This window comes from Mesorhizobium sp. WSM4850, from assembly GCF_055811735.1.
Genome location: NZ_JBVVPV010000035.1, coordinates 40,692 through 65,299, shown reverse-complemented (window position 1 = coordinate 65,299; position 24,608 = coordinate 40,692). Strand labels below are relative to the sequence as shown.

25 protein-coding genes and 1 riboswitch are annotated in these 24,608 nt (G+C 63.8%); of the genes, 14 read left to right on the top strand and 11 right to left on the bottom strand.

Annotation, left to right across the window (positions count from 1 at the left end; genetic code table 11):
• The first annotated feature begins 23 nt into the window (after positions 1–23).
• From cobS to AC0L2Z_RS25990, 3 genes are all read left to right on the top strand, one after another.
• Complete coding sequence (gene cobS / locus AC0L2Z_RS26000) at positions 24–1,010, top strand: cobaltochelatase subunit CobS (protein ID WP_128246076.1); 987 nt, start codon at positions 24–26, stop codon at positions 1,008–1,010.
• Between the two features lie 162 nt (positions 1,011–1,172).
• On the top strand, positions 1,173–3,071 hold the full coding sequence (cobT, locus tag AC0L2Z_RS25995; RefSeq protein ID WP_473629672.1) for a cobaltochelatase subunit CobT: 1,899 nt from the start codon (positions 1,173–1,175) through the stop codon (positions 3,069–3,071).
• Positions 3,068–4,099, top strand: a complete 1,032-nt coding sequence (locus AC0L2Z_RS25990; protein ID WP_473629671.1) for an esterase-like activity of phytase family protein — start codon at positions 3,068–3,070, stop codon at positions 4,097–4,099. The genes cobT and AC0L2Z_RS25990 overlap by 4 nt, the downstream gene beginning before the upstream one ends.
• Before the next feature lie 32 nt (positions 4,100–4,131).
• Here AC0L2Z_RS25990 and AC0L2Z_RS25985 read toward each other — a convergent pair whose 3' ends face one another.
• The 3 genes from AC0L2Z_RS25985 to rpmB form a co-directional block, all read right to left on the bottom strand.
• On the bottom strand, positions 4,132–4,833 hold the full coding sequence (locus AC0L2Z_RS25985; protein WP_473629670.1) for a polyamine aminopropyltransferase: 702 nt from the start codon (positions 4,831–4,833) through the stop codon (positions 4,132–4,134).
• Between the two features lie 62 nt (positions 4,834–4,895).
• On the bottom strand, positions 4,896–5,576 hold the full coding sequence (locus AC0L2Z_RS25980; protein ID WP_287346683.1) for a queuosine precursor transporter: 681 nt from the start codon (positions 5,574–5,576) through the stop codon (positions 4,896–4,898).
• A gap of 80 nt (positions 5,577–5,656) precedes the next feature.
• Positions 5,657–5,953, bottom strand: coding sequence for a 50S ribosomal protein L28 (rpmB, locus tag AC0L2Z_RS25975; protein WP_023797188.1), 297 nt, complete (start codon positions 5,951–5,953; stop codon positions 5,657–5,659).
• 254 nt (positions 5,954–6,207) lie between these two features.
• On the opposite strand from rpmB, the gene AC0L2Z_RS25970 reads away from it, so the two are divergent.
• Genes AC0L2Z_RS25970 through AC0L2Z_RS25960 form a run of 3 tightly spaced genes read left to right on the top strand, consistent with a single transcriptional unit; the run spans position 6,208 to position 8,580 of the window.
• Entirely contained in the window at positions 6,208–6,996 is a 789-nt protein-coding gene (locus AC0L2Z_RS25970; RefSeq protein WP_023797189.1) for a DUF3108 domain-containing protein, read from the top strand.
• 28 nt (positions 6,997–7,024) lie between these two features.
• Positions 7,025–7,912 (top strand): aromatic amino acid exporter YddG, encoded by an 888-nt coding sequence (yddG, locus tag AC0L2Z_RS25965; RefSeq protein ID WP_287346685.1) that lies wholly within the window; start codon positions 7,025–7,027, stop codon positions 7,910–7,912.
• Positions 7,912–8,580, top strand: coding sequence for a lysoplasmalogenase family protein (locus tag AC0L2Z_RS25960; protein ID WP_128246080.1), 669 nt, complete (start codon positions 7,912–7,914; stop codon positions 8,578–8,580). The genes yddG and AC0L2Z_RS25960 overlap by 1 nt, the downstream gene beginning before the upstream one ends.
• Here AC0L2Z_RS25960 and AC0L2Z_RS25955 read toward each other — a convergent pair.
• Both AC0L2Z_RS25955 and gloB read right to left on the bottom strand, forming a co-directional pair.
• Positions 8,555–8,995: a cupin domain-containing protein gene (locus AC0L2Z_RS25955; RefSeq protein ID WP_128168741.1), complete on the bottom strand. Its 441-nt coding sequence runs from the start codon at positions 8,993–8,995 to the stop codon at positions 8,555–8,557. The genes AC0L2Z_RS25960 and AC0L2Z_RS25955 overlap by 26 nt on opposite strands.
• 40 nt (positions 8,996–9,035) lie before the next feature.
• Positions 9,036–9,803 carry a hydroxyacylglutathione hydrolase gene (gloB, locus tag AC0L2Z_RS25950; RefSeq protein ID WP_473629669.1) on the bottom strand — a complete coding sequence of 256 codons (768 nt, stop codon included), beginning with the start codon at positions 9,801–9,803 and terminating at the stop codon, positions 9,036–9,038.
• A 219-nt stretch (positions 9,804–10,022) separates the two neighbouring features.
• Here gloB and AC0L2Z_RS25945 point away from each other — a divergent pair, with 219 nt between their 5' ends.
• From AC0L2Z_RS25945 to AC0L2Z_RS25935, 3 genes are all read left to right on the top strand, one after another.
• Complete coding sequence (locus AC0L2Z_RS25945) at positions 10,023–10,799, top strand: class I SAM-dependent methyltransferase (RefSeq protein WP_023797194.1); 777 nt, start codon at positions 10,023–10,025, stop codon at positions 10,797–10,799.
• Positions 10,800–10,914: 115 nt separating this feature from the next.
• Complete coding sequence (locus tag AC0L2Z_RS25940) at positions 10,915–12,741, top strand: ABC transporter ATP-binding protein/permease (protein WP_473629668.1); 1,827 nt, start codon at positions 10,915–10,917, stop codon at positions 12,739–12,741.
• A 194-nt stretch (positions 12,742–12,935) separates the two neighbouring features.
• A complete protein-coding gene (locus AC0L2Z_RS25935) occupies positions 12,936–13,706 on the top strand; it encodes a DUF1194 domain-containing protein (RefSeq protein ID WP_473629667.1) in 771 nt (256 codons plus the stop codon).
• A 71-nt stretch (positions 13,707–13,777) separates the two neighbouring features.
• Here AC0L2Z_RS25935 and metW read toward each other — a convergent pair whose 3' ends face one another.
• A complete protein-coding gene (metW, locus tag AC0L2Z_RS25930) occupies positions 13,778–14,392 on the bottom strand; it encodes a methionine biosynthesis protein MetW (RefSeq protein ID WP_023797197.1) in 615 nt (204 codons plus the stop codon).
• A 115-nt stretch (positions 14,393–14,507) separates the two neighbouring features.
• The gene (metX, locus tag AC0L2Z_RS25925; RefSeq protein WP_095493438.1) at positions 14,508–15,677 is read right to left on the bottom strand and encodes a homoserine O-acetyltransferase MetX; all 1,170 of its coding nucleotides are present in this window, start codon (positions 15,675–15,677) and stop codon (positions 14,508–14,510) included.
• A gap of 120 nt (positions 15,678–15,797) precedes the next feature.
• Positions 15,798–15,875, bottom strand: a riboswitch (SAM riboswitch).
• 172 nt (positions 15,876–16,047) lie between these two features.
• Here metX and hisC point away from each other — a divergent pair.
• Both hisC and AC0L2Z_RS25915 read left to right on the top strand, forming a co-directional pair.
• The gene (gene hisC / locus AC0L2Z_RS25920; protein WP_473629666.1) at positions 16,048–17,157 is read left to right on the top strand and encodes a histidinol-phosphate transaminase; all 1,110 of its coding nucleotides are present in this window, start codon (positions 16,048–16,050) and stop codon (positions 17,155–17,157) included.
• A 6-nt stretch (positions 17,158–17,163) separates the two neighbouring features.
• Positions 17,164–18,099 carry a prephenate/arogenate dehydrogenase family protein gene (locus tag AC0L2Z_RS25915; protein WP_287175421.1) on the top strand — a complete coding sequence of 312 codons (936 nt, stop codon included), beginning with the start codon at positions 17,164–17,166 and terminating at the stop codon, positions 18,097–18,099.
• 90 nt (positions 18,100–18,189) lie between these two features.
• On the opposite strand, the gene AC0L2Z_RS25910 is transcribed toward AC0L2Z_RS25915, so the two are convergent.
• Positions 18,190–19,113, bottom strand: coding sequence for a sugar kinase (locus AC0L2Z_RS25910; RefSeq protein WP_287175420.1), 924 nt, complete (start codon positions 19,111–19,113; stop codon positions 18,190–18,192).
• Between the two features lie 53 nt (positions 19,114–19,166).
• Positions 19,167–20,165 (bottom strand): DUF2125 domain-containing protein, encoded by a 999-nt coding sequence (locus AC0L2Z_RS25905; protein WP_473629665.1) that lies wholly within the window; start codon positions 20,163–20,165, stop codon positions 19,167–19,169.
• A gap of 116 nt (positions 20,166–20,281) precedes the next feature.
• On the opposite strand from AC0L2Z_RS25905, the gene AC0L2Z_RS25900 reads away from it, so the two are divergent.
• The 3 genes from AC0L2Z_RS25900 (at position 20,282) to AC0L2Z_RS25890 (ending at position 22,688) form a co-directional block, all read left to right on the top strand.
• The gene (locus AC0L2Z_RS25900; protein ID WP_023797202.1) at positions 20,282–20,860 is read left to right on the top strand and encodes a gamma-glutamylcyclotransferase; all 579 of its coding nucleotides are present in this window, start codon (positions 20,282–20,284) and stop codon (positions 20,858–20,860) included.
• 115 nt (positions 20,861–20,975) lie between these two features.
• Positions 20,976–21,923 (top strand): aldo/keto reductase, encoded by a 948-nt coding sequence (locus AC0L2Z_RS25895; RefSeq protein ID WP_287175416.1) that lies wholly within the window; start codon positions 20,976–20,978, stop codon positions 21,921–21,923.
• Positions 21,924–22,070: 147 nt separating this feature from the next.
• A complete protein-coding gene (locus AC0L2Z_RS25890) occupies positions 22,071–22,688 on the top strand; it encodes a LysE family translocator (protein WP_023797204.1) in 618 nt (205 codons plus the stop codon).
• 25 nt (positions 22,689–22,713) lie between these two features.
• Here the strand turns inward: AC0L2Z_RS25890 and AC0L2Z_RS25885 are convergent, their stop codons facing one another.
• Positions 22,714–23,508 carry a lysophospholipid acyltransferase family protein gene (locus AC0L2Z_RS25885; protein ID WP_473629664.1) on the bottom strand — a complete coding sequence of 265 codons (795 nt, stop codon included), beginning with the start codon at positions 23,506–23,508 and terminating at the stop codon, positions 22,714–22,716.
• A 111-nt stretch (positions 23,509–23,619) separates the two neighbouring features.
• Complete coding sequence (locus AC0L2Z_RS25880; RefSeq protein ID WP_128246090.1) at positions 23,620–24,531, bottom strand: LysR family transcriptional regulator; 912 nt, start codon at positions 24,529–24,531, stop codon at positions 23,620–23,622.
• Positions 24,532–24,608 lie beyond the last annotated feature (77 nt).

The following is a 24,608-nucleotide window of genomic DNA, read 5'->3' as shown; positions in this document are numbered from 1 at the left end:
CGCCCGTGGAGACGTTGATAAAGATGAACAAGGTCGATCGCGACATCGCCAACCTGCCCGACACCACCGTGCCGGTGAAGGAGAAATTCGGCTTCGAGTCCAAAATGGTGGTGCCGGCCTATTCCGTGACGAGCGAGCATGTGCCCGACATCGATCCCGACTATCTGTTCGACAAGAACACGACGATGGCGATCCTCGCCGGCTTTGCCTACAACCGCCGCGTCATGGTGTCGGGCTATCACGGCACCGGCAAGTCGACACATATCGAGCAGGTCGCCGCCCGCCTCAACTGGCCCATGGTGCGCGTCAATCTCGACAGTCATGTCAGCCGCATCGACCTCGTCGGCAAGGACGCAATCGTCGTCAAGGAAGGGCTGCAGATCACGGAATTCCGCGACGGCATCCTGCCCTGGGCCTACCAGCACAATGTCGCGCTGTGCTTCGACGAGTACGATGCCGGCCGCCCGGACGTGATGTTCGTCATCCAGCGCGTGCTGGAATCGTCCGGCCGGCTGACGCTGCTCGACCAGAGCCGGGTCATCCGCCCGCATCCGGCGTTCCGGCTGTTCTCGACCGCCAACACCGTCGGTCTCGGCGATACCACCGGCCTCTATCACGGCACCCAGCAGATCAATCAGGCGCAGATGGACCGCTGGTCGATCGTCACCACGCTGAACTATCTGCCGCACGACAATGAGGTGAACATCGTGCTGGCCAAGGCCAAGCACTATCGCGATGCCAAGGGCAAGGAGATCGTCAGCAAGATGGTGCGTGTCGCCGACATGACGCGTTCGGCCTTCATCAATGGCGACCTGTCGACCGTCATGAGCCCGCGCACGGTCATCACCTGGGCTGAGAATGCCGAGATCTTCGGCGATATCGGCATGGCGTTCAGGCTGACCTTCCTCAACAAGTGCGACGAGCTGGAACGCTCGCTCGTGGCCGAGTTCTACCAGCGCGCCTTCGGCCAGGATTTGCCGGAGAGCGCCGCCAACGTGGTTCTGGGCTAAGCATGGCTCTGAAAAGTCGCAACGCTTTTCGGACAAGGTCGTGCGCTACAGCGCCGCGCGTCCAATTGGACGCGCGACGGACGCTGTAGAACTTTGATTTCGCGCATGATCCTTTCCGAAAATCGTTTCCGATTTTCGGGGTCATGCGTCGGGGAATGATCGATGGCGGGTCCGGGCGACAACACGCGTAACAAGTCGAAGACGGGGTCTGAAGCCGACAGCTTCAAGCGCGCCGTCACCGTCTGCATGCGCGCGATTGCCGGCGACAAGGACCTCGAGGTCGGTTTCGCCAAGGATCGGCCGGCGCTCGCCGGCAGCCGCGCCCGGTTGCCTGAACTGCCGAAGAAAGCCTCGAAGGCCGACATCGCCATCACCCGAGGGCTCGGCGATTCCATGGCGCTGAAGCGCGCCTGCCACGACACGCGCATCCACACCAGGCTGGCGCCGGAGGGCAAACAGGCCCGCGCCATCTACGATGCGGTCGAGCAGGCCCGCGTCGAGGCGATCGGCTCGCGCGCCATGCAGGGTGTGGCCAACAATATCGGCTCGATGCTCGAGGACAAATACGCCAGGGCCAACCTCATCGATGTCAAGGACAAGGCCGATGCGCCGATCGAGGAAGCGCTGGCCCTGATGGTGCGCGAAAAGCTGACCGGCCGCGCCGTGCCGAAGAGCGGCGAGCGGCTGGTCGACCTCTGGCGCCCTTGGGTCGAGGAGAAGGCAAGTGCCGATCTCGACGGACTGTCGGCAAAGCTCGACGACCAGCAGGCCTTCGCCCGTGTCGTGCGCGAGATGCTGGCTTCCATGGAAATGGCCGAGGAACTCGGTGACGACCAGGAGACCGAAGACTCCGAAGACAACGATGAAAACCAGCCGCAAGGCGAGGACCAGAGCGAGGAGGGCGGCGAAGACGATTCCGGCTCCGAGCAGTCGCAGTCGGACGATACCGAGGCGTCGTCCGACGACGAGCAATCGGCCGAGATGGAGGCATCCGATGCTACCGCCGACGACCTGTCCGACGATGACGACGCCGATGCCGAGACGCCCGGCGAGGCGCGCCGCAACGACAATCCCTTCACCAATCTGTCGAAGGAGATCGATTATAAGGTCTTCACCACCGCCTTCGACGAGACGGTGGGTGCGGAGGATCTGTGCGAAGAGGAAGAGCTGGATCGGCTGCGCGCCTTCCTCGACAAGCAGCTTGCCAACCTGTCCGGCGTCGTCGGCCGGCTGGCCAACCGGCTGCAGCGCCGCCTGATGGCGCAGCAGAACCGGTCCTGGGATTTCGATCTCGAAGAGGGTTATCTCGATCCGGCGCGGCTGGTGCGCGTCGTCATCGACCCGATGCAGCCGCTGTCCTTCAAGCAGGAGCGCGACACCAAATTCCGCGACACGGTGGTGACGCTGGTGCTCGACAATTCGGGCTCGATGCGCGGCCGGCCGATCACCGTCGCCGCCACCTGCGCCGACATTCTGGCGCGCACGCTGGAACGCTGCGGCGTCTCGGTCGAGATCCTCGGCTTCACCACCCGCGCCTGGAAGGGCGGGCAGGCACGCGAGAAATGGCTGAAGGAAGGCAAGCCGCCAAATCCTGGGCGGCTCAACGATCTGCGCCACATCATCTACAAATCCGCCGACCATCCATGGCGGCGGGCGCGGCGCAATCTCGGCCTGATGATGCGCGAGGGCCTGCTCAAGGAAAACATCGACGGTGAGGCGCTGCTGTGGGCGCACAACCGCCTGATCGCCCGGCCGGAGCAGCGCAAGATCCTGATGATGATCTCGGACGGCGCGCCGGTCGACGATTCGACGCTGTCGGTCAATCCGGGCAACTATCTCGAACGGCATCTTCGGGCCGTCATCGAACTGATCGAGACGCGCTCGCCGGTCGAGCTCCTGGCCATCGGCATTGGCCACGACGTTACCCGCTACTATCGCCGCGCCGTCACCATCGTCGATGCCGAGGAACTGGCGGGCGCCATGACCGAGCAACTGGCCTCGCTGTTTGGCGAGGAAAGCATGCGCGACACGCGACGCGGCGGCATGCGGCGCGCCGGATGATTGTTTCGCGGGGCGGCTTTCGGCAGACGCTTTTCGCCGCCACAGCCCTGTTCGTTGCCGGCATCGCCTTGCCGCCTCCCATCGCTGCCGGCACCGCTTCGGTCGAGCCGATCGAAATCTCGGCACGGCTGATAGACCGGTTTCATATCGGCGGTGACGAAAAGAGGTTCGGCCCGCTCGAATTCGTCGGCGGGCTGGAAATGACCTCGCCGTCACGCGATTTCGGCGCGCTGTCGGCGTTTCGTTTCCGCAAGCCCGGCAGTGATTTCATCGGCGTCGCCGACACCGGTTTCTGGTTCTTCGGCACCATCACCCATGATGCCGACAAGCGCCCATCCGGCATCCGGAATTTCCGTATGCAGCAGATGGCCGACGAGGCGGGCCAGCTGATCGCCGAGAAATGGGAGGTCGACGCCGAAGGCCTTGCGCTCAAGGACGGCATTGCCACAGTCGGCTTCGAGCACGATCACCGCATTGCACAGTTCAAGATCGAACCGGGCGACATGAAGCCGCCGTTCAGGCAGCTCGACTTCCTGATTCCAGCCTGGGAGCTTCGCCGCAATCGCGGCTTTGAGACCGTCACCCACGCCAATCCTGACGGCCAGCACCAAGGCGGGCTGGTCGTGGTCTCGGAAAAGAGCCTCGACAAGGCAGGCAACATCTATGCGGCCGTTATCGAAGGGCCGCACAAGGGCGTCTTCACCCTCAAGCGCAACGGCAATTTCGACATTGCCGACGGCGCCTTCCTGCCGGACGGCGACCTCTTGCTTTTGGAGCGCAGCTTTTCGATGGCCGGCGGCGTCAAGATGCGGCTGCGGCGCATCTATGGCGAAAGCGTCGAGAAGGGCGCGGTTGCCGACGGGCCGATGCTGATGGAAGTCGACATGGGCTACCAGATCGACAATATGGAAGGGCTCGACGTCTGGACCCGCGACGACGGCGCGCTGATGGTGTCGCTGGTCTCGGACGACAACCACTCGATGCTACAGCGTAATCTGTATCTGGAATTTGTGCTGCACGAGGATTGAGAGGCGGTCGGCAAAGGACGGCCGATAACAAGCTACAGCTTGGCGCCGGTTGCAGCAGGCCGGGGTCCGTTGGTCGCGATCCAGATGATTTGGCGTGCGCCGCGCTTGCCATTGGCTCGCACCTTGGCCTCCTCGACCGCGAAGCCCGCCTGCTTGAGCCGGCGGGTAAAACCGCTGTCGGGTCCCTGCGACCAGACCGCCAGCACGCCGCCGGGCTTGAGCGCTGCTCTCGCGCTGATCAGCCCGGCTATACTGTAAAGAGCATCGTTGGCCCTGTGGACGATCCCTTCCGGCCCATTGTCGACGTCGAGCAGGATGGCATCCCAAGCCGAGGCTTCCGATCGTATGATCTGCCCGACATCCGCCTCGCGAATGGTCACGCGCGGATCGTCGAGACAGCCGCCGAACAGCGAGGCCATCGGGCCGCGCGCCCACGCCACCACGGCGGGCACCAATTCGGCGACAACGATACCGGCAGCGGCGCCACGCTCGGCGAGCGCGGCGCGCAGCGTGAAACCCATGCCCAGCCCGCCGATCAGGATTTTCGGCTGCCTGCGGCCGGCAATCCTTTGGCAGGACAGCCTCGCAAGCGCTTCCTCAGAACCGCTGAGGCGACTGTTCATCAGCTCGTTCGAGCCGAGCATGATCGAGAATTCGGCGCCGCGTTGTTTCAGGCGGAGCTCATGGTCGCCGTCAGGCGCTTTCGCGGTATCGAGTTGGACCCATGGGATCATGCTTGAGAACCTGTGAGCATGATCTTTTCCGAAAACCGGTTCCCACTTTCAGGGATCATGCTCTATGCCGCCAGTGCCGGCTGGCTCCAGCGGGCGGCAAGCAGCCGGTAGGGGATCAGCGCCACCACGGCGATGATCAGCTTCACGCCGAGGTCGCCGAGCGCCCATGACACCCAGCGCATGGCCTCGACCGGCAGCACGCCGATCAGCGGCGCGGTTTCGAGCGCAAAGCCATCGTTCGGGCCAGCGAAGGCGAAAGCCGCCGAAAAGGCGACCGTGAAGAACACGGCGGTGTCGAACACCGAGCCGACCAGCGTGCCGACGATCGGCGCCCGCCACCAGCTCTGCCGGCGCAACCGGTTGAACACGGTCACGTCGAGCAGCTGCGCGATCAGGAACGCGGTGCCGGAAGCCGCCGCAATGCGCACCAGCCGGTCGGCGGCCGTTTCGAATTCGATCAGGCCGTAGCGGAACAGCAAGGGCGGGATGACGACCGAGCAGATCACTGCCGCCGTGAAGCCGACAAACACGATCCGGCGCGCCACAGCCGGGCCGTAGCGGCGATTGGCAAGGTCGGTGACCAGGAAGGAGAACGGGTAGGTGAAGGCGCCCCAGGTCAGAATGTCGGCCAGCGACAGGCCGCCGACTGCACCCTGCAGCGGGAACTGCACGAGGACGTTCGACGCCACCACGACAAGCGCCATGGCCGCAACAAAGGGCAGATATCGGGAGAAAAAGCTCATTTTTTTATCCTGGGTAATGGAACCAGCGGGGTGTCATGCCGAGTTCGGACGACACTCCTTGGAAGGCGGTGCCTGAAAAATTAAGCAGCCGGCTGTTCGGCGAGCTTCTTGGCGATCTGCTTCTTCAGCAGCCGCGCGCGCTGCGACAGCTCCTTGGCGTCGGCCTTGGCCAGGAACGCATCAAGGCCGCCGCGATGCTCGACCGAACGCAGCGCGTTGGCCGAAATGCGCAGGCGCACATTCTGGTTCAGCGCTTCCGAGATCAGCGTCACATTGACGAGATTGGGCAGGAAGCGACGCTTGCTCTTGTTATTGGCGTGGCTCACATTGTTGCCGGACATGACTGCCTTGGCAGTGAGTTCGCAGGTGCGGGACATGGTTCTAAACCTTCAGTTCTCGGTCTGGCCAAACATTCAACCCGCGCCGGGTGGCGCGCGGTTTCGGTCAGGCGGCCTTATGGAAAAAGTTGGCGTTCCATAGTTGCATTTCGGCGATGCGTCAAGCTCCGGCTTGCGCCCGGGTGTGACGACGTCTTTCACATAAAGGCCGAAATTCAGTCTATAAGCGGTCGCACAAGGAGATGCCAGGCTGGAGTTGCGCGCTTCTGCTGAAATCGAGGATCGATCCCGCCATGCTTCGTTCGTCTCATGCTCTCCTTGCATCGCTCGCCGTGGCGCTGCCGACGGCAATTTCTGCCGCCACGCAACAATCCTTCAAGGGCGAGTATACGGTTTCGGTCCACGGCTTCTCGGTCGCCAAGGCAAGCTTTTCCAGCAGTTACGAAGGCGATACCTATTCGATCGAAGGCAGCGTCTCCAGCGCCGGCCTCGCCACAATATTCGACGACACGCGTGGCACGGTCTCGTCGAAGGGCAAGATTTTGGGCAAGCAATTGCAGCCGCAGGCGTTCCGCGCCGACTACAAATCGGGCGACAAGGCATCGATGATCGATATCCAGTTCGCCAACGGCACTGTTACCGCGACCAAGGTCGTGCCTGCGCCGAAGAAGCGCAATTCCAAGAAATGGATACCGCTGGCCGCCAGCCATCTCGCCTCGGTGCTCGATCCAATGGCCGCCACCGTCATCCATGCCGATAGCCTCGACAAGGTCTGCGGGCGCACGGTGAAGCTCTATGACGGCGAGATGCGCGCCGATCTGACGCTGACCTACGAGTCGAAAGGCTCGACCTCGGTGCGCGGCTACAACGGCGATACTGTCACTTGCCGGCTGGATTTTGAGCCGGTGGCCGGTTATCGCAAGAACCGCAAATCCCTGGATTACCTGAGAAAGCGCAGCCGCATCATGGTGACGTTTGCACCGGTCGGCCAAACCGGCGTATATGCGCCGATCCATGCCACGGTCGGCACGAAAATCGGCACCCTCACCGTCAGCGCGGAGCGGTTCGAAGCGACAGAATAGGCGCGATCGCGCGCCGCCGGAGACGGACATGGGGCGCGCAACACTGATCGGCTTCTCGGCGGTCGCCATGTGGGCGCTGCTGGCGCTGCTTACGGACGCTTCCGGCGCGGTGCCGCCATTCCTGCTCTCGGCGATCACCTTCACGATCGGCACTGGCGTCGGGCTCGTCGCGCGGCTGTTCATGCCGGCCACCGCCGGGAGCGAGAAGATACCGCCGCAAGTGTGGCTGATCGGCATTGCCGGCCTGTTCGGCTATCACTTCTTCTATTTCACTGCGCTGCGCAACGCGCCGGCGGTGGAGGCGAGCCTCATCGCCTATCTGTGGCCGCTGCTCATCGTGCTCGGATCGGCGCTGATGCCGGGCGAGCGGCTGGCCTGGAACCATGTCGTCGGCGCACTGCTTGGCCTTGCCGGCACTTTTCTGATCGTCACCAAGGGCGGCGGGCTTGCCTTCGACGCGCGCTATGCCTTCGGCTATGCGATGGCCGGCGTCTGCGCCGTGCTGTGGGCGTCCTATTCGCTGTTGTCGCGCCGCTTTCCGTCGGTGCCGACCAGCATCGTCACCTGGTTCTGTGCGGCCACGGCAGCGCTTTCGCTTGTCTGCCATCTGATGCTGGAAGAGACGGTGCTGCCTGTCGGCGCCGGCCAGTGGCTGGCCGTGCTCGGCCTCGGCCTGATGCCGGTGGGCGCGGCCTTCTACGCCTGGGATATCGGCGTCAAGCGCGGCAACATCCAGGTGCTGGGCGCGGCAAGCTATGCCGCGCCGCTGCTGTCGACGCTGGTGCTGATATCAGCCGGCTTCGCCGAGCCGTCCCTGCGCATCCTCGCCGCCTGCGTGCTGATCACCGGCGGCGCAGCGCTTGCGGCGAAATCGCTGTTCTTGCGCAAGAGGGCTGCGAGCGAGGCAGGGGCGTGATGCCGTTTCCCGGCGGCATCGACGCCGACGCCAATGCGACGCTGCTGTTTTCGCTAGCCGCCGCGGTGATCTACGCCTTCACCATCGACATGCCGCCGAAGCTTGCGCGTTCCGCGGTCAAGACGCTGGCCGTGGCAATGCTCACCGTGCTGGCATCGCTGCAGGGCGGTCCGTGGCTGCTCATCGCGGCGCTGGCGCTCAGCGCCATCGGCGACGCATTGCTGTCGCGCGACGGTGAAAAGGCTTTTGTCGGCGGGCTGGCCAGTTTTCTCGTGGCGCATGGGCTTTACATCGCGCTGTTCCTGCGCTCCGGCGAGGGGGTCGGGCTGCTCTCGGCCGAGCCGTGGCGCGCGGCGATTGCCGTGGCAATGGCCGTGTTGGCGCTCGCCATGCTTTTTGCGCTCTGGCGCCGTGTCGGCCCCGCCCTGCGCCTTCCCATCAGCGTCTATATCGCGACAATTTTTGCCATGGGCATTTCGGCGCTGACCCTGAGCAATTTCTGGGTCGTCGGCGGCGCCGTGCTGTTCATGGCGTCCGACGGGCTGCTCGCCTCGGAAAAGTTCCTGCTGAGCGCCATCTCGCCGCACCGCGACTGGACGCGCCGCGCGGTCTGGGTGCTGTATTATGCCGCCCAGCTGGCGATCACGATGGGTTTCCTGCTGGGCTAGGACTCCAGCCCGGTTCGGCCAGCTCGAAGGCGGCGAAATCGAAGCCCGGCGCCACGGTGCAGCCGGCCAGCGTCCACTCGCCCAGGCTGCGCGCCGACTGCCACCAGCCTGCCGGCACAACGATCTGCGGCCGCTCGCCCGCCGCCAATGCCGTGCCGAGCACCTGCTCGATCACCGGCCCGTTTTCCCGATGCATCGACAGTGCCAGCGGGGCGCCGGCATAGAAATGCCAGACCTCGGCGGCGTCCTTGACGCGGTGCCAGGCCGACACTTGCTCCTGCTCCAAAAGGAAATAGATCGCGGTCGAATGGCCGCGAGCGCCTTCCGCGCCATCGCGAAAGGTCTCGGCATACCAGCCGCCTTCCGGATGCGGTTTCAGGCCGAGCGCCGCGATGATTTCGGCGGGACTGGTCATTTTCCTCAGACCTTCATGGATGCCAGACCATCAACGGTGCTCAGAAATTATCCTTGCGCTTGCGTATTTCGGCGAACACTTCGGCGTCGGAGGCGTTCTCCATGCCGAGATGCTTGCGGATTGCCGGATCGTGCCAGCGCAGGAACGGATTGGTCGACAGTTCCTCACCGATCGTGGTCGGCAGCGTCGGCTTGCCGTCGGCGCGCAGCGCTTCGATTTTCGCGGCGCGCTCCTTCAATGCCGAATTGGTCGGGTCGACGGTCAGCGCGAAGCGGGCGTTGGAAAGCGTGTATTCATGGCCGCAATAGACGACCGTCTCGGCCGGAAGCGCCCCGAGCTTCTTCAACGAATCGTACATCACCGGCGGCTTGCATTCGAACAGCCGGCCGCAGCCGAGTGCGAACAGCGTGTCGGCGGTGAACGCCACTTTCGACGCCGGCAAATGATAGGAGACATGGCCCGCCGTGTGGCCGGGCGTGGCGATCACGTCGATCCTCTCCTCGCCGAGGTGGATGACCGAACCCTGCTCGACGGTTTCGTCGATGCCGGGGATTTTTGCCTTTTCCGCTTCCGGTCCGACGATGCGCAGCTTGAAGCGCTCCTTCAGCGCCAGATTGGCCTCGACATGGTCGACATGGTGGTGGGTGGTCAGGATCATCGTCGGCGTCCAGCCGGTGCGCTCGATCGCAGCCAGGATCGGCGCCTCCTCGGGCGCGTCGATGATCGCGGTCTGGCCGCTTTTCGGGTCATGCACCAGCACGCCGAAATTGTCGCTGCGGCACATGAATTGTTCGATTTCAACCGGCATCGCATCTCTCCACGAGAGCGCCGCGCGTCCAGTTGGACGCACAAAGGACGCTTCTGACACTTTTTACCTGCTGCATCGTGTCTTCCGAAATCGAAACCGATTTCTGGCCGATGCAGCAGTCGCCGCAGACATAGGGCGCTTGCCCGCGGATGTCATCCGTCTTTGTAGAACTGGGCGCCTTTGTTGAACTTGGACAGCATCGAAGATAGCGTGCCGCGCATGCATTCCGATATCGTCGACCTTCGCTCCTTTTATTCGACCACGCTCGGGCGATTGGCCGAACGCTCGATCACCATGGCGTTGTCCTCGATATGGGCTGTCGTGCCCAATGAGCGGCTGGTCGGCCTCGGCTACACCTTGCCGTGGCTGGAGCGGTTCGGCACCGATGCCGAACGTGTCTTTGCCTTCATGCCGGCGACACAAGGCGCGGTGGTCTGGCCGGCCACCGGGCCGACCGCGACCGCGCTGGTCTTCGATGAGGAATTGCCGTTGGTCGATGCCTCCATCGACCGCATGCTGCTCGTCCACTCACTCGAACATGCCGAGAACCCGCGCGAGACGCTGAACGAAATCTGGCGGGTGCTGTCGCCCGCAGGCCGCGTCGTCATCGTCGTGCCCAACCGGCGCGGTGTCTGGGCCCGTTTCGAGCATACGCCGTTCGGCAGTGGCCGGCCTTTCTCGCGCGGCCAGCTCACCGAATTGCTGCGCGAAGCGAATTTCACGCCCGCGGCCTGGTCCGACGCCCTGTTCTTCCCGCCATCGCGGCGACGCTTCATGATGCGGTTCCACAATGTGCTGGAGCGCGCCGGCCGCAGGTTCTGGCCGATCTTTTCCGGCGTCATCGTCGTCGAGGCGCAGAAGCGGCTCTATCAGGGTGTGCCGGTCGTCCAGCGCGCCTCTCGCCGCGTCTTCGTGCCGGTTTTCTCGCCGCATGGCGCCACAAGGCTCGGCCGGATATCGCCGACCGGGAACGCGCCGTCGCCGGGCCGTCGATGACGTTTTCGTGATCGGAATCACGCTTTTTCCCACCTATCTGTCGTGGGCGGGTTTGCTACCCGATTGAGTCGACTTGCTCACCGGTTTCAGCACCGCTTGCGAAGGGTCTTCATCAATGGCTGATCATCCGGATTTCGAGGCCAGCGCCAAGCCGATTGCCGCGTCGGTCGAAGCTAGCAGCCTGCGCGACCAGCTGGCGACAGTCAGGCTGGCGCTGGCGAAGTCGCCGATCCGCAAACAACTGCTCTGGGCCTGCCTCGGCATAGTCGCCGTCATTGTGGCAACCTCGATCGGGCAGGTTCTGCTCAATCGCTGGAACGAGCCCTTTTACGACGCGCTGGCTCGGCGCGACATGCAGGGTTTCCTGCACCAGCTTCTGGTGTTTTCCGCCATCGCCGGCGGGCTAGTGGTGCTCAATGTCGGCCAGACCTGGCTCGACCAGACGATCCGGCTGAAACTGCGTGAGGCGTTGACCGTCGATCTGATCGGTGAATGGATGCGGCCGGCGCGGGCTTTCCGGCTCGCCAACGCCGGCGCCATCGGCGTCAACCCCGACCAGCGCCTGCAGCAGGATGCCGGGCATCTCTCCGATCTTTCGACAGGTCTCGGCATAGGGCTATTGCAGTCGTTCATTCTGCTTGTTTCGTTCGTCGGCGTCCTTTGGTCGCTGTCTTCCGGCTTCGTCTTCCATGTCGGCGGCTATTCGCTGGCGATTCCGGGCTACATGGTGTGGGCCGCAATCCTCTATGCCGGCACCGCCTCCTGGCTGAGCTGGCTGGTCGGACGGCCGCTCATCCGCTTCAACAGCGACCGCTATACGCGCGAGGCGGAGCTGCGCTCCTCGGTGGTCCGCGTCAACGAGAATGTCGATGCCATCGCGCTTGCGCACGGCGAGGCCGACGCGCGACGGCGGCTTGAGCTCGACCTCGGCACGGTGCTGGGCGCGATACGGCGCATCTACAGCGCCCAGATCAATCTTTCCTGGGTGACCGACACCTATGGCTGGATCACTGTCGTCGCGCCGATCCTCGTCGCCGCGCCGGTCTATTTCGCCGGTGACATCAGCTTCGGCGGGCTGATGATGGCTGTCGGCGCCTTCAACCAGGTGCATTCCTCGTTGCGCTGGTTCATCAACAATATCGGCGGCATCGCCGATTGGCGCGCCACGCTGATGCGCGTCGCCGATTTCCGCATCGCGCTTGCCGAAACGGATGTGCTCCACCATAGCGAGAGGCGCATCGAGTTCGGCGAAAATCCGGACGGCAGGCTGACATTCGACAAGCTCGAAATTGCGTCGCGGGATGGATGCACCAAGCTCGCCGAGCCCCATGTCGAGATCCGCGCCGGCGAGCGCGTCATGATCACCGGAGATCCGCGCGCCGGCAAGACGCTGTTCTTCCGCGCCATTGCCGGTCTGTGGCCGTGGGGAAGCGGGCGGATCGGCATGCCGGCCGGAGAGGTGCCGGCCTTCGTTCCCCGAAAACCCTATTTCCCGCTCGGCACGCTGCGCGAGGTGCTCGACCACGCCGATGCCGCGGTCAGCGACGCCGAGATCTCGGCGGTGCTTGCCGAAGTCGGTCTCGGGCGGCTGTCATCCTCGCTCGACCGGCCGGCGCGCTGGGAGCGCGAATTGAGCGATGACGAGCAGCGCCTGCTTGCCTTTGCCCGGCTGGTCTTGCGGCAGCCGAAATGGGTGATCATCGATGAGGCTTTGGACACGTTCGACGGCGCGACGCTGCGGCGGGTGCTGTCGATGCTGGAGGCGCGTCTTGCCGACGCCGCGATCCTCAATATCGGCCGTGGCCAGCAGAATATTGAATTCTTCCCGCGCTCATTGGCGATCGTGAAAGATTTCGAGCGACCGGCTCTCAAGCCAGTCCGCGTCAGGGCCGGCGCGATCGAACCACCCCCGGCCGTCGCCAAAGCCCACCAAGAGGCATAGCCGGCCGTAAGCTTTATTTTGCCGTGATCGCGGCGAAAGATTGCCGGCATCGTTCGGAAGCCTGCGGCGTTGGATTCATGCGACACGCTTTGAGTCTTTGCTTCGATGCTTGTCGTTACCCCAAAACCGCTGCGCGCTTTTGGGCGACCTGCGTCTGCCTGCTTGCCTGCCTTGCCCGTGCCCAGGCAGGACCTTTGGCCGCGCCTGCCGACACCATTGCCGTGGACGTCGAACTGGTGCTGGCGGTCGACATCTCGCACTCGATGAACGAAAAGGAATTCGCCCTGCAGCGCGCCGGCTATGTCAAGGCGCTGCGCCACCCCGACTTCATCAATGCGGTGCGTTCGGGCGTGAACGGCCGCATTGCGCTGGCCTATTTCGAATGGGCAGGCACCGTCCGCGACGACGCCGTCATTGCCTGGCAGGTCATCGACGATGCCGAGAGCGCCGAGGTATTCGCCGGCAAGATCGAGGCGCGCCCGTTCAGGAGCTTTCGCGGCACCTCGATTTCCAGTGCGCTCGCCTTCGGCGCCAAGCTTTTGGATGGAGCCGCCTTCGACGCGACGCGCAGCGTCATCGACATCTCAGGCGATGGCCCCAACAATATCGGGATGCCCGTCGCCACGACACGCGACGCCGCGATAGCAAAGGGCATCGTCATCAATGGCCTGCCGATCCTGATCAGCCCGTCGCCCAGCTTCAGCCATCTCGACCAATACTATGCCGAGTGCGTCACTGGCGGGCCAGGCTCCTTCGTGCTGCCGGTCTATGCCGCTTCGGAATTCGTGACCGCCATACGCCGCAAGCTGGTCCTCGAGGTCAGCGGTGTTACCGATCCTAATGCCGGTCCCGGGGCCGATCCCGGGTCCGTCCCGGTCGACGCGGCAGCACCGGTCGACTGTTTGCAAGGCGAGCGCGGTCGGCGGTTTTTCTCCGATCCGTATTTTCCGGAACTTGATCGTTAGACCTCGACGAACGGCGATCAGTCCCAGATGTCTCCGGACTCGGGCCGGCTGGCCGAAGCGACGGGTCGCCGTTATCGCTTCAGCAGGAACACCGCCTGCTGGCCAAAGAAATTCCAGAACCACCATGGCATCGACAGGCCGATTTTCTGGCCATTGGCGTCGAGCGCGGTTGCCTTTTCCACCGTTGCGCCGAGCTCTTCGCAGAGATTGACGAAGTCGCGGATGGTGCAGAAATGGATGTTGGGCGTGTCGTACCAGGAATAGGGCAGGTCCTTGGTCACCGGCATCCGCCCTTCGACGAACAGCGAAAGGCGAACCCGCCAGTGGCCGAAATTGGGGAAGGAGACGATGGCGTGCTTGCCGATCCTGAGCAACTCGTCGAGCACCAGCTTCGGGTTGCGGGTCGCCTGCAAGGTCTGCGACAGGACGACGAAATCAAAACCCTTGTCGGGATAGAATTTGAGGTCCTTGTCGGCGTCGCCCTGGATGACGGACAGGCCGCGTGCCACGCATTCGTTGACGCCGCGCTGCGACAGTTCCATCCCACGGCCGTCGACCTGCTTCGTTGCCTGCAGCAATTCGAGCAGCAGGCCATCACCGGAGCCGACGTCCAGCACCCGCGACTGCGGCGGGATGAGATCGGCGACGACTTCGAGGTCGACGCGCTGGGCGTGGTTGACACTCATGATCGTGCCTCTTGACTGGCGCATGACCTTGATCCGAAAAGTCTGCAACTTTTCGGGGCCATGCGCTGATGCCTGGCGCAAGATGCCGGTTCGAACAGGCTGTAATCTTTGGGGGTCATGCGCTGAGCCCCCTGGCGCGGGCCGCCGACGCGATGAAGCCGTTGATGGCGGCGAACAGCTCCGGCTCGTCGAGCAGGAAGGCGTCGTGGCCGCGATCGGTCTCGATCTCGACGAAGGACACCGAGGCGCCGGCCGCGTTCAGCGCGTGAACGACCGAGCGGCTCTCCTCGGTCGGGAACAGCCAGTCGCTGGTGAAGGAGACCAGGCAGAAACGGGTCCTGGTGCCGGCAAAGGCGTCGGCCAGCCGGCCGCCATGATCGGCGGCGAGGTCGAAATAGTCCATCGCCCGGGTCATGTAGAGATAGGAGTTGGCGTCGAAGCGGTCTACGAAGGTCATGCCCTGATGGCGCAGATAGCTCTCAATCTGGAAGTCGGCGTCGAAACCGAAGGTGAGCGCTTCACGGTCCTGCAGGTTGCGGCCAAACTTCCGGTGCAGGGCCGCCTCCGACAGATAGGTGATGTGAGCGGCCATCCGCGCCACAGCCAGTCCCTTTTCCGGGCGCTTGCCCTGCTCGAAATACTTGCCGCCATGCCAGTCGGGATCGGCCATCACCGCTTGCCGGCCGACCTCATGGAAGGCGATGTTCTGCGAGGAATGGCGCGCGCCGGTGGCGATCGGCAGCGCTGAGAAAACGCGCTCCGGATAGCTCGACGCCCATTGCAGCACCTGCATGCCGCCCATCGAGCCGCCGAGCACCGAGAACAGTTTTTCGATGCCGAAATGGTCGACCAGCATCAACTGCGCCCGCACCATGTCGCGGATGGTGATGATCGGCAGGTCGAGCCCGTACGGCTTGCCGGTGGCGGGATTGGTCGAGGCGGGGCCGGTCGAGCCGAGGCAGCCGCCGATGACGTTCGAGCAAATGACGAAGAAGCGGCTGGTGTCGATGATCTTGCCGGGGCCGATCAGCACTTCCCACCAGCCCGGCTTGCCGGTCACTGGATTGGTGCTGGCGACATGCTGGTCGCCGGTCAGTGCATGGCAGACGAGGATGGCGTTGGAGCGGGCGTCGTTGAGCGTGCCGTAGGTCTTGTAGGCGATCTGGAACGGCGACAGCAGCGTGCCGGCATCGAGCTTGAGCGGCTTGTCGGCGCCGAACCGCAACACCGGGCTCGACGGCTCGTCGGCCTCGTTGTTGGTTCTTTTCGTGCGCAGCGCGACCATCGCATCCTCTTACATTAACCCATCGTGTTTTCCGAAAGTCGATTAAGATTTTCGGGTCGATGCGACTGTCCGGCCGGCTGCGGACAACAAAAAAACCGGCATTGCCTTCGCAAAGCCGGTTACAAGATGCAAACGGCCCTTTAGCGAGTTGTTTAACGTGGCTGCAAGCCGACCGGCCAAATCACCACGGGATTTCGCCTTCTTCTAGGACCGGCGCGCCTCGCCGTCAACGGCCAGCCACGCACCGATCATTGCCGCCTCTCGACATTCCAGGCCACGGCTTGTATTTCCGCGGCGGCTTCCAGTGTGGCGGATCCGAAATTCGCATCGCGTTGGAGCAGCGGAAGCGTTCTCGACGGATTTTTGCAATATGAACCAAGTATCGGATCAGGCACGTCCAACGCCCCGCGCGGGGATCATGGACATCGAAGCCTATGTGCCGGGCAAAAGCACGGCGCCGGCCGGCGTTGCCAAGGTCCACAAATTGTCGTCGAACGAGAACCCGCTCGGCCCCTCGCCGAAAGCAATAGAAGCCGCGCGCGACGTCGCGGCCAAGCTCGACATATATCCCGACGGCACCGCCAGGCGCCTGCGGGAGGCGATCGCCGAGGTGCATGGCCTCAACCCGGCGAACATAGTTTGTTCCAATGGTTCCGACGAGATTCTGGGCCTGCTTGCGCAGACCTATCTCGCGCCGGGCGACGAGGCTGTGATCACCGAACACGGATTCATGGTCTACAAGATCTACATCCAGTCGGCAGGTGCTGTCCCGGTCTCGGTCAAGGAAACCAAGGAGCGCGCCGACGTCGATGCGATCCTCGCTGCGGTGACGCCGCGTACGCGGATCATTTTCCTCGCCAATCCCAACAACCCAACCGGCACCTATTTGCCGTTCCAGGAGGTGCGCCGCCTGCATGCTGGCCTGCCTCGAAACGTGCTTCTGGTGCTGGATGCAGCCTATGCCGAATATGTCCGCCGCAACGATTATGAAGCCGGCGTCGAACTGGTGGCTGGTGCGGAAAACGTGGTTATGACCCGCACCTTCTCCAAGCTCGGCCTTGGCGGTGCGCGGATCGGCTGGATGTACGCGCCGATGCATTTCATCGATGCGATCAACCGGGTGCGGGGTCCCTTCAACGTCAACGCGACGGCAATCGAGGCCGGCATTGCCGCGATCCGCGACCGCGCCCATGTCGAGCGAAGCGTGGCGCATAACGAGACCTGGCTGACCTGGGTCAGCGAGGAATTGACCAGGCTCGGACTGCGGGTGACGCCGAGCGTCGGCAATTTCGTCCTCATCCACTTTCCCGAGGACAAAAAACATTCTGCGGCAGCCGCGGACGATTACCTCTGTGCGCGCGGCTACATATTGCGGCGCGTTTCCGGTTACGGCTTCCCAAATGCGCTGCGCATGAGCATCGGCACCGAAGAGGCCAATCGCGGCGTTGTCGCCGCCCTCGCGACATTTCTGAAAAGCTAGAACACCATGACATCACCGATGTTCGAAAAGATCGCGCTGGTCGGCATCGGCCTGATCGGCTCGTCGCTGGCCCGCGTCATCCATCGGGAAGGCCTTGCCGGTCACGTCGCCATCTCGACGCGCAGCGAAACGACGCTGGCGCGGGCGAAGCAACTCGGCCTCGGCTCCTCCTACACGACTGATGCGAAAGAGGCGGTCGGCGATGCCGACCTGGTCATCGTTTCGGTGCCGGTCGGTTCTTCAGGCGAGGTCGCCGAGGAAATCGCGCCGGCGCTGAAGCCGGGCGCCATCCTCACCGATGTCGGCTCGACCAAGGCGTCCGTCATCGCGCAGATGCAGCCGCATGTGCCTGCCGGCGTGCATTTCATTCCCGGCCATCCGCTGGCCGGCACTGAAAAATCGGGTCCGGACGCCGGCTTTGCCGAACTGTTCGAAAACCGCTGGTGCATCTTCACGCCGTTGCCCGGCACCGATCCGGCCGCCTTGGAAAAGCTCTCGGAATTCTGGCGCCGTTGCGGCTCCAACATCGATACGATGGATCCCCAGCATCACGACATGACATTGGCCATCGTCTCGCACCTGCCGCACATCATCGCCTATAACATCGTCGGCACCGCCGACGACCTGGAGTCGGTGACCAAGTCCGAGGTCATCAAATATTCGGCCTCCGGCTTTCGCGACTTCACGCGCCTTGCCGCTTCCGACCCGACGATGTGGCGGGACGTCTGCCTGCACAACAAGGATGCCATCCTCGAAATGCTGGCGCGGTTCTCGGAGGATCTGGCCTCGCTGCAGCGGGCGATCCGCTGGGGCGACGGCGAAAAGCTGTTCGACCTGTTCACCCGCACCCGCGCCGTGCGCCGCTCGATCATCGAGGCCGGCCAGGACATCGACGTGCCGGACTTTGGCCGGCAGGCAGTCGAGCATCCGGCCAAGGGATAGAGCATCGGACCCGTACCGGTTTTAGGTGAAATCCGATGCTCAAGCAAAAGATAGAGGGCGGTACCATCCGATTTGAAGGCCGCCTCGCGCTCAATCCGGCCAGTGAGCTGCCATCATCGCCAGTGTCTCGGCCCTGTCCGGCGCGCCCAGCCTGCCGCCGAAGCGCAGGCATTTGAGCGCGGCGGCGGTGCTGGCAAACCGCAATGTCCGTTCGATCGGCATCGCCTCGGCCAGCCCGACGGCAAAGGCGCCGTGGAACACGTCGCCGGCGGCAAGTGTATCCACTGCCTTGATCCTTGGCGCCGCGACATGGCGCACCGACGCCACCGAGTGGTCGAACCACCAGCTTCCCGCTGCGCCGCCGGTCACCGCTACGAATGCATCGGTGCGTCTGGCCAGCGCTTCACAGGCCTCCTGCGGGCCTTGCTCCTCGCCGCAGAGGATGAACGCCGCCGGCTCCGACGCGACGATGTGCGAGGCGAGCGGAAACAGCCGTTCCAGCACGGCCCGTGGCGCGGTGTCGGCATCGAGTATGGCTGGACGGCCGTTTGCGCGCGCCGCCGTCAGGGCCAGAGCTGCCGCGCCCGGCCAGCGCACGTCGACCAGGACGGCGTCGAATGCGGTGAGATCCTCAGTGGGGGGCGCTTCGGGGTCGGCCTGCGCGAGCTTGTCATAGAACGGAACAATAATGCGCTCGCCATGCGTGTCGACCAGGATGGCCGACAGTGCCGACCGCGCCCCGGCGACGCGCCGGACAAAGCTGCAATCGACGCCTTCGGCCTCAATGCCTGCGACCAGCTGATCGCCGACGAGGTCGTCTCCCGCGCTCGCCCACAGCGATACCTCCGCGCCGAGGCGGCGTGCGGCGCAGGCCGCACTCGAAGCCATGCCCGAGGCGATCTGGACGCCGTCGGACGCGATGAACTTGCCCTGACGCGCCGGAAGCGTGTCGACGCGAAGGATCGTATCGAGCGTCAGCGCGCCAACACTCAGGAGCTTCACCGGGCGGTTCATCTATCTTCCTGTTTGGCCATGGTCTTTCCGAACTGGAGGTTCGCAATCATCGCCTAATCGACCGGCTTGATGCTGCCCATAGGGATAAAACCGAGCGAGGCCTTGCCCTTGACGATCTTGAGCGGCATCGACGGTTCGTTGCCAAGCAGCGCCAGCCCGGCAAAGCCGGTTTTGATCTGGCTCTTCTGCTCGGGAATGGCTTTGCCGAGGATTTCCGCCACCGCCTTCGGATCGCTGAGCCTGATCATCAAATCGGCGTCGATCAGCCCGTCGGCATCGACCGAGACCGGCCCGGAAACGGTGACGCGCGCGCTTCCCGACGACAGATCGAGCTTGCCGATATCCACCGCCTGGCCGCGCAGGCTCTCTGTTTGTGTCTTGATCAGCGCCACGCCGTTCTTCAGCGTCACGTCGCCGCTGCCGTCGAGCGGCGGCAGCACGCGGCCATCGATCGCGCCCGGATCGATTTCGAGATCGGTAAAACCCCCGGCATAGTCGATGTCCTGGCCGTTCGGACGCAATTCTCCGACCGCTGTCCCAGCGCTGAACAGCTCGACCGGGTCTGTGCCATCGGCGGGATCGGTCTGGGCTGACAGAGCCTCTGCCTCCAGTGAAACGCGCCGGGGCAGGGGCCAGGACAGTTTGACGTTCGCTCGCAGATTATCCCAGTCGATCCACAGCGGCGCCATCCCCGGCACGGCGGTCCTGAGCGGCCCCTGCAGGTCGGCGCCAGGGGACAGGATCTGGGTGATGTGCGTGACTACCTTGAGGCTGCCGAGCGAGGCGGCGACGTTCCTGCTGTCGTCCTGATAAGCCAGGCTGTCGCAGGTAACGGCGAAGCTTAAGGGGTAGCCGCTGACCGTGAGATTGACGCAGTCAGCCTCGATGCCATTGCCGTTGAACTCGGCCACCGCTTTGCCGGCTTCGCTCTTGACCTTGTCTGCCAGGTAGAACCAGCCGGCGCTGTAGAGGCCAAACAGCACGACGATGAAAACGCCGAGCCAGAACAGCCGGCGGAGAAAATTCGGCGGGCGTTCGTCATTTGACGTCATGCTGCGGCTCTCGTTGGCGCGTGTTGCAGAGGTGTCGTTTCCGGCAAGATCGGGTAGACGGAGACGGATTGAAAAAACACCGATTCCAGTGCGGTGCTGCAACCAGGCTTGGCGATATGGGCGATTTTTGGGTTTTTGGCTACGGCTCGCTGATCTGGCGGCCGGGATTTGCGCATGTCGAGACGCGGCGGGCCCGCCTCCATGGCTATCGCCGCTCGCTGTGCGTCTACTCCTTCGTGCATCGCGGCACGCGCGAACGGCCCGGCCTGGTGCTCGGCCTCGACCGTGGCGGCTCCTGCATCGGGCTGGCTTTCCGCGTCCCCGGCGATCTGCGCAACGAGGTCATCACCTATCTGCGCGAGCGCGAACTGGTCACCAATGTCTATCTTGAGCGCATGCTTAGCATTCGCCTCGACAAGGGGGGCACGCGTGAGGCCGACAAGGGTTGGGGCGAGAATGGCGGCGAGACGGACGGAGGCGAGACGGTCGAGGCTGTCGCCTATGTCGTCGACCGTACCCACGAGCAATATGCCGGTGCGCTCGATGCGGCCGATGCGGCGAGCGTCGTTCGCGGCGCCGTCGGCCAGTCGGGAAAGAATGAGGACTACGTGTCCAGCACGCTGGAGCACCTCGAGGCGCTGGGGATCCGCGACCATTGGCTGGAAGAGGTGGCGAAACGGATCGCGCCTTTGTGAAGCGCTGGTCGGTGGAAAAGTCGGCCGGCCCTTTGACGTTGGTGCGGCCCGCCATAGGTTAAGCCGGTCACGGGGCTTTTCGCCCGCTTCTTTCCATTCCCCATGGAGATCAGTCTTGCAGAAACGTCGTCTCGGTCAAACCGACCTGTCCCTCGCGCCGCTGGTTCTGGGTGGCAACGTCTTCGGCTGGACCGCCGACGAGAAAACCTCTTTCGACCTGCTCGACCGGTTCGTCGGCGCCGGCCTCAACGCCATCGACACCGCCGATGCCTATTCGCGCTGGGTTCCCGGCAACAAAGGCGGCGAATCCGAAACGATCATCGGCAAATGGATGAAAAGCCGCGGCAATCGCGACAAGGTTGTGGTGATCACCAAGGTCGGGTCGGACATGGGGCAGGGCAGGAAAGACCTCTCCGCGGCCTATATCGAAAAGGCCATCGATGCGTCGCTGAAGCGGCTGCAGACCGATGTCGTCGATCTCTATCTGTCGCACTGGCCGGACCCGGCCACCCCTTACGAGGAAACGCTTGGCGCCTATCAGAAGCTGCTCGACAAGGGCAAGATCCGCCACGTCGGCGCCTCCAATCTCGATGCCGGCCAGTTGCGCGCCGCGCTCGACGTGGCAAGCTTGCGGGGCCTGCCGCGCTATTCGGTGCTGCAGCCGGAATACAATCTCTACGATCGCGCCTCTTTCGATGGACCGCTGCGCGATCTGTGCATGGCCGAGGATATCGGCGTCATCACCTATTTCAGCCTCGCCAAGGGGTTTTTGAGTGGCAAGTACCGCAGCGAAGCCGATCTCGGCAAAAGCGCGCGTGGCGACGACGTGAAGAACTATCTCAATGCGCGCGGCATGCGCGTCCTGGCGGCACTCGACGCTGTGTCGGCGCGTCACTCGGCCAAGCCGGCGGAAGTGGCGCTCGCCTGGGTGACTGCGCGGCCCGCAGTCACCGCGCCTATCGCCAGCGCCACGACGCTGGACCAGGTCGACAGCCTCGTCCGCGCCGCATCATTGGAGCTCAGTCCGGACGATATCGCCGAGCTCGACAGCGCGAGCGCATAGACGCCAGCGCGAAGCGGCGGCTTGATCAAACAGCAGCCAAGAACCCTGCGTGGCCTGCGCCGGAAGGCTCCCTGCACGATCGTTCAAGACGCCCTGGTGTGCCCTGCCATACCCTTGCCGGCATCGCGCCTGGATACTGGTATACAGATGGCCGAACAGGTCTTTTCCCATCCGGAACTATGGCAGCAATTGCTCGCGCTTGTGCTGGCATCGGCGGTTGTGATGGGCAGTCCGGGGCCGGCGACGATAAGCGTCACCGCCGTCGGCGCCGCCTTCGGCCTGCGCGATTCGCTCCGCTATGCCTCGGGCATCATTCTTGGTACGGTCGCCGTGCTTTTGGTCGTGGCGACGGGCATTACGACCATGCTCGCCTCTGTGCCGACGCTCACACCGCTCCTGGCAGTGGCATCCGCAGCCTACATCCTCTACCTCGCCTTCAAGATAGCAACGGCCCCGCCTCTGGCCGTGCGTAGCGGCGGGGCGGCGCGTCCCACATTCCTCGGCGGGTTTCTTCTGGCCGTCGCCAACCCGAAAGCCTATGTGGCGATTGCCGCCGTATTTGCCGGCACGTCGTCCGCCGGTGAGCTCGATGCAGGGCTCAGGTTGGCGGTCCTCGCTTCGATGATCGTCGCCATCCATGTCCTGTGGCTTCTCGCCGGGGCAGCGTTTGCGCGGTTCCTGCGCAAGCCGCTGGCCTCGCGGATCATTAATCTGACGTTCGCGGCAACACTGGTGTTGACCACGGCGCTGGCTGTGATTCGCTAGGGGACAGTGCCGCAAGCTTAGATGGTCAGGTCGGGGTATCGGAGCCAAGTCCCCCCAGCCGCTTTACCGCCGTCGGCGGCATTGGCGGCGGGTTTGGCGCCTGGGACGCCTCGATGAGCAGCTGGTCGCAGGCGGCTTCCGTCTCGCCGATCAGCCGTTCCATGAATTCTTGCTTGCCCAAACCCGCCGGGATCGGCGGCAGGAAGCGGGCCTTGATCGTGCCGGGATAGCGCAGGAATTTCCGCCGCGGCCAGTAGAGGCCGGCGACATGGGCGACCGGCACCACCGGAATGCCAAGCTGGGTATAGAGCTCGACGATGCCGTATTTATAGGCCGGCTCGTCGCCCGGCGCCCGGCGCGTGCCCTCGGGATAGATGATCAGCTGGCGGGGATTGCGCGCCAGCTCCTGCCTGGTCGCGGCGACCACCGCTTTCAGCGCCTTCGAGCGGCTGCCGCGGTCGACCGGGATCATCCGCATTTTCAGGATGTACCAGCCGAAGAACGGGATCCAGGTCAGTTCCCGCTTGAGGATGTAGATCGGATCCTGCAGGAACGGGAAAAAGGCGATCGCGTCCCAGAAGGACTGGTGCTTCGGCGCCAGGATGAAGGAACCCTCGGGCAGGTTTTCCTGGCCGGTGATCTCACTTTTGGTGCCGGCGATCTTGTCATAGAGCCACATGCTGGTGTGTGACCAGAATTTCGGCACGAACCAGGCACGGTGGCGCGGAGACAGGAAATAGTACGGGGTCCAGAGGATCATCTGGACGATCAGATTGACGTAGAAGACGAAGTTGAACGCCAGCGAGCGGACATAAAGCATGCAGGAAGAGCCCGGTGAGGAGGTGTGCGTTGGTTACACCAAGCGCGGGCAAAAAGGAAACCGTGCGATGGCCGGAGATCGATCCGCCTTGATGAAGCCGCGGCCCGTTCGTCAGGCCTGCCACGTCTCTTGCACCAGCCGTTTCTTCAGGCGTGGGGCGGCGAAATCGAGAAACGCACGCAGTTTCACCGGCAGCAGGCCATTGCCGGCATGCACCAGGCTGACCGGCCATGGCTGCGGCTCGAATGCCTCCAGCATGGTGCGGAGGGTGCCCGACCGCACTGCAGCTGCGATCTGGTAGGAAAGCACCCTCGTTAACCCGATGCCGGCAATCGCGGCATCGATCGCCGCTTCCGCGGTGTTGACCCGAAGTCGTGAGCGGATCGGAACGGTGAGGTCGGTCTTGCCCGTGGCAAAAGTCCATGCGGCGGGAGCGGTGAGCCCCTCGAAGGTGACGCAGTTGTGTGCTGCGAGGTCTTTCGGCGCCTCCGGCGTGCCGTGCTCGGCCAGATAGGCCGGGCTCGCGCAAACAACGCGCCGGATCGAGCCGATGCGGGTGGCCACAAGGCTGGAGTCGGGAAGCTGGCCGATGCGGACGGCGAGATCGATGTGCTCCTCGGTCAACTGGGTTATCCGGTCCGCAAGCATCAGCCGAATAGCCACGTCGGGGTAGGCAGCGAGAAAGCCGGTGACGACCGGCAGCACATGCAGGCGGCCAAAGACGATCGGTGCGGTGATGATCAGTTCGCCTGTCGGGGCGCTGTATTCGCCGGCGGCAGTCCGCTCGGCCTCGCCGACCTCGTCGAGAATGCGACGGCAGGCAGCGAGGTAGGCGTGACCTGTGTCGGTCAGCGTCAGCTGCCGCGTCGAGCGATTCAGAAGACGCGTCTTCAGATGCCGCTCCAGGTCGGAGACCTTGCGGCTGACCGTTGCAAGCGGGATGCCGAAACGGCGTCCGGCGGCCGAAAGGCTGCCGGCCTCCGCCGCGGCGACAAAAAGCGACATGGCCTCGAGGCGATCCATATTTCTCCCGGAAAATGGAAGGATAGGTTGCAAATATGGCATCTACATCCGAGCGATGGAAGGGGCCATGTTTTGGC

Coding starts and splice junctions, on each gene's coding strand:
- cobS (WP_128246076.1), top strand. CDS start 24: ATGAACAAGGTCGATCGCGACATCGCCAACCTGCCCGACACCACCGTG.
- cobT (WP_473629672.1), top strand. CDS start 1,173: ATGGCGGGTCCGGGCGACAACACGCGTAACAAGTCGAAGACGGGGTCT.
- AC0L2Z_RS25990 (WP_473629671.1), top strand. CDS start 3,068: ATGATTGTTTCGCGGGGCGGCTTTCGGCAGACGCTTTTCGCCGCCACA.
- AC0L2Z_RS25985 (WP_473629670.1), bottom strand. CDS start 4,833: ATGATCCCATGGGTCCAACTCGATACCGCGAAAGCGCCTGACGGCGAC.
- AC0L2Z_RS25980 (WP_287346683.1), bottom strand. CDS start 5,576: ATGAGCTTTTTCTCCCGATATCTGCCCTTTGTTGCGGCCATGGCGCTT.
- rpmB (WP_023797188.1), bottom strand. CDS start 5,953: ATGTCCCGCACCTGCGAACTCACTGCCAAGGCAGTCATGTCCGGCAAC.
- AC0L2Z_RS25970 (WP_023797189.1), top strand. CDS start 6,208: ATGCTTCGTTCGTCTCATGCTCTCCTTGCATCGCTCGCCGTGGCGCTG.
- yddG (WP_287346685.1), top strand. CDS start 7,025: ATGGGGCGCGCAACACTGATCGGCTTCTCGGCGGTCGCCATGTGGGCG.
- AC0L2Z_RS25960 (WP_128246080.1), top strand. CDS start 7,912: ATGCCGTTTCCCGGCGGCATCGACGCCGACGCCAATGCGACGCTGCTG.
- AC0L2Z_RS25955 (WP_128168741.1), bottom strand. CDS start 8,995: ATGACCAGTCCCGCCGAAATCATCGCGGCGCTCGGCCTGAAACCGCAT.
- gloB (WP_473629669.1), bottom strand. CDS start 9,803: ATGCCGGTTGAAATCGAACAATTCATGTGCCGCAGCGACAATTTCGGC.
- AC0L2Z_RS25945 (WP_023797194.1), top strand. CDS start 10,023: ATGCATTCCGATATCGTCGACCTTCGCTCCTTTTATTCGACCACGCTC.
- AC0L2Z_RS25940 (WP_473629668.1), top strand. CDS start 10,915: ATGGCTGATCATCCGGATTTCGAGGCCAGCGCCAAGCCGATTGCCGCG.
- metW (WP_023797197.1), bottom strand. CDS start 14,392: ATGAGTGTCAACCACGCCCAGCGCGTCGACCTCGAAGTCGTCGCCGAT.
- metX (WP_095493438.1), bottom strand. CDS start 15,677: ATGGTCGCGCTGCGCACGAAAAGAACCAACAACGAGGCCGACGAGCCG.
- hisC (WP_473629666.1), top strand. CDS start 16,048: ATGAACCAAGTATCGGATCAGGCACGTCCAACGCCCCGCGCGGGGATC.
- AC0L2Z_RS25915 (WP_287175421.1), top strand. CDS start 17,164: ATGACATCACCGATGTTCGAAAAGATCGCGCTGGTCGGCATCGGCCTG.
- AC0L2Z_RS25910 (WP_287175420.1), bottom strand. CDS start 19,113: ATGAACCGCCCGGTGAAGCTCCTGAGTGTTGGCGCGCTGACGCTCGAT.
- AC0L2Z_RS25905 (WP_473629665.1), bottom strand. CDS start 20,165: ATGACGTCAAATGACGAACGCCCGCCGAATTTTCTCCGCCGGCTGTTC.
- AC0L2Z_RS25900 (WP_023797202.1), top strand. CDS start 20,282: ATGGGCGATTTTTGGGTTTTTGGCTACGGCTCGCTGATCTGGCGGCCG.
- AC0L2Z_RS25890 (WP_023797204.1), top strand. CDS start 22,071: ATGGCCGAACAGGTCTTTTCCCATCCGGAACTATGGCAGCAATTGCTC.
- AC0L2Z_RS25885 (WP_473629664.1), bottom strand. CDS start 23,508: ATGCTTTATGTCCGCTCGCTGGCGTTCAACTTCGTCTTCTACGTCAAT.
- AC0L2Z_RS25880 (WP_128246090.1), bottom strand. CDS start 24,531: ATGGATCGCCTCGAGGCCATGTCGCTTTTTGTCGCCGCGGCGGAGGCC.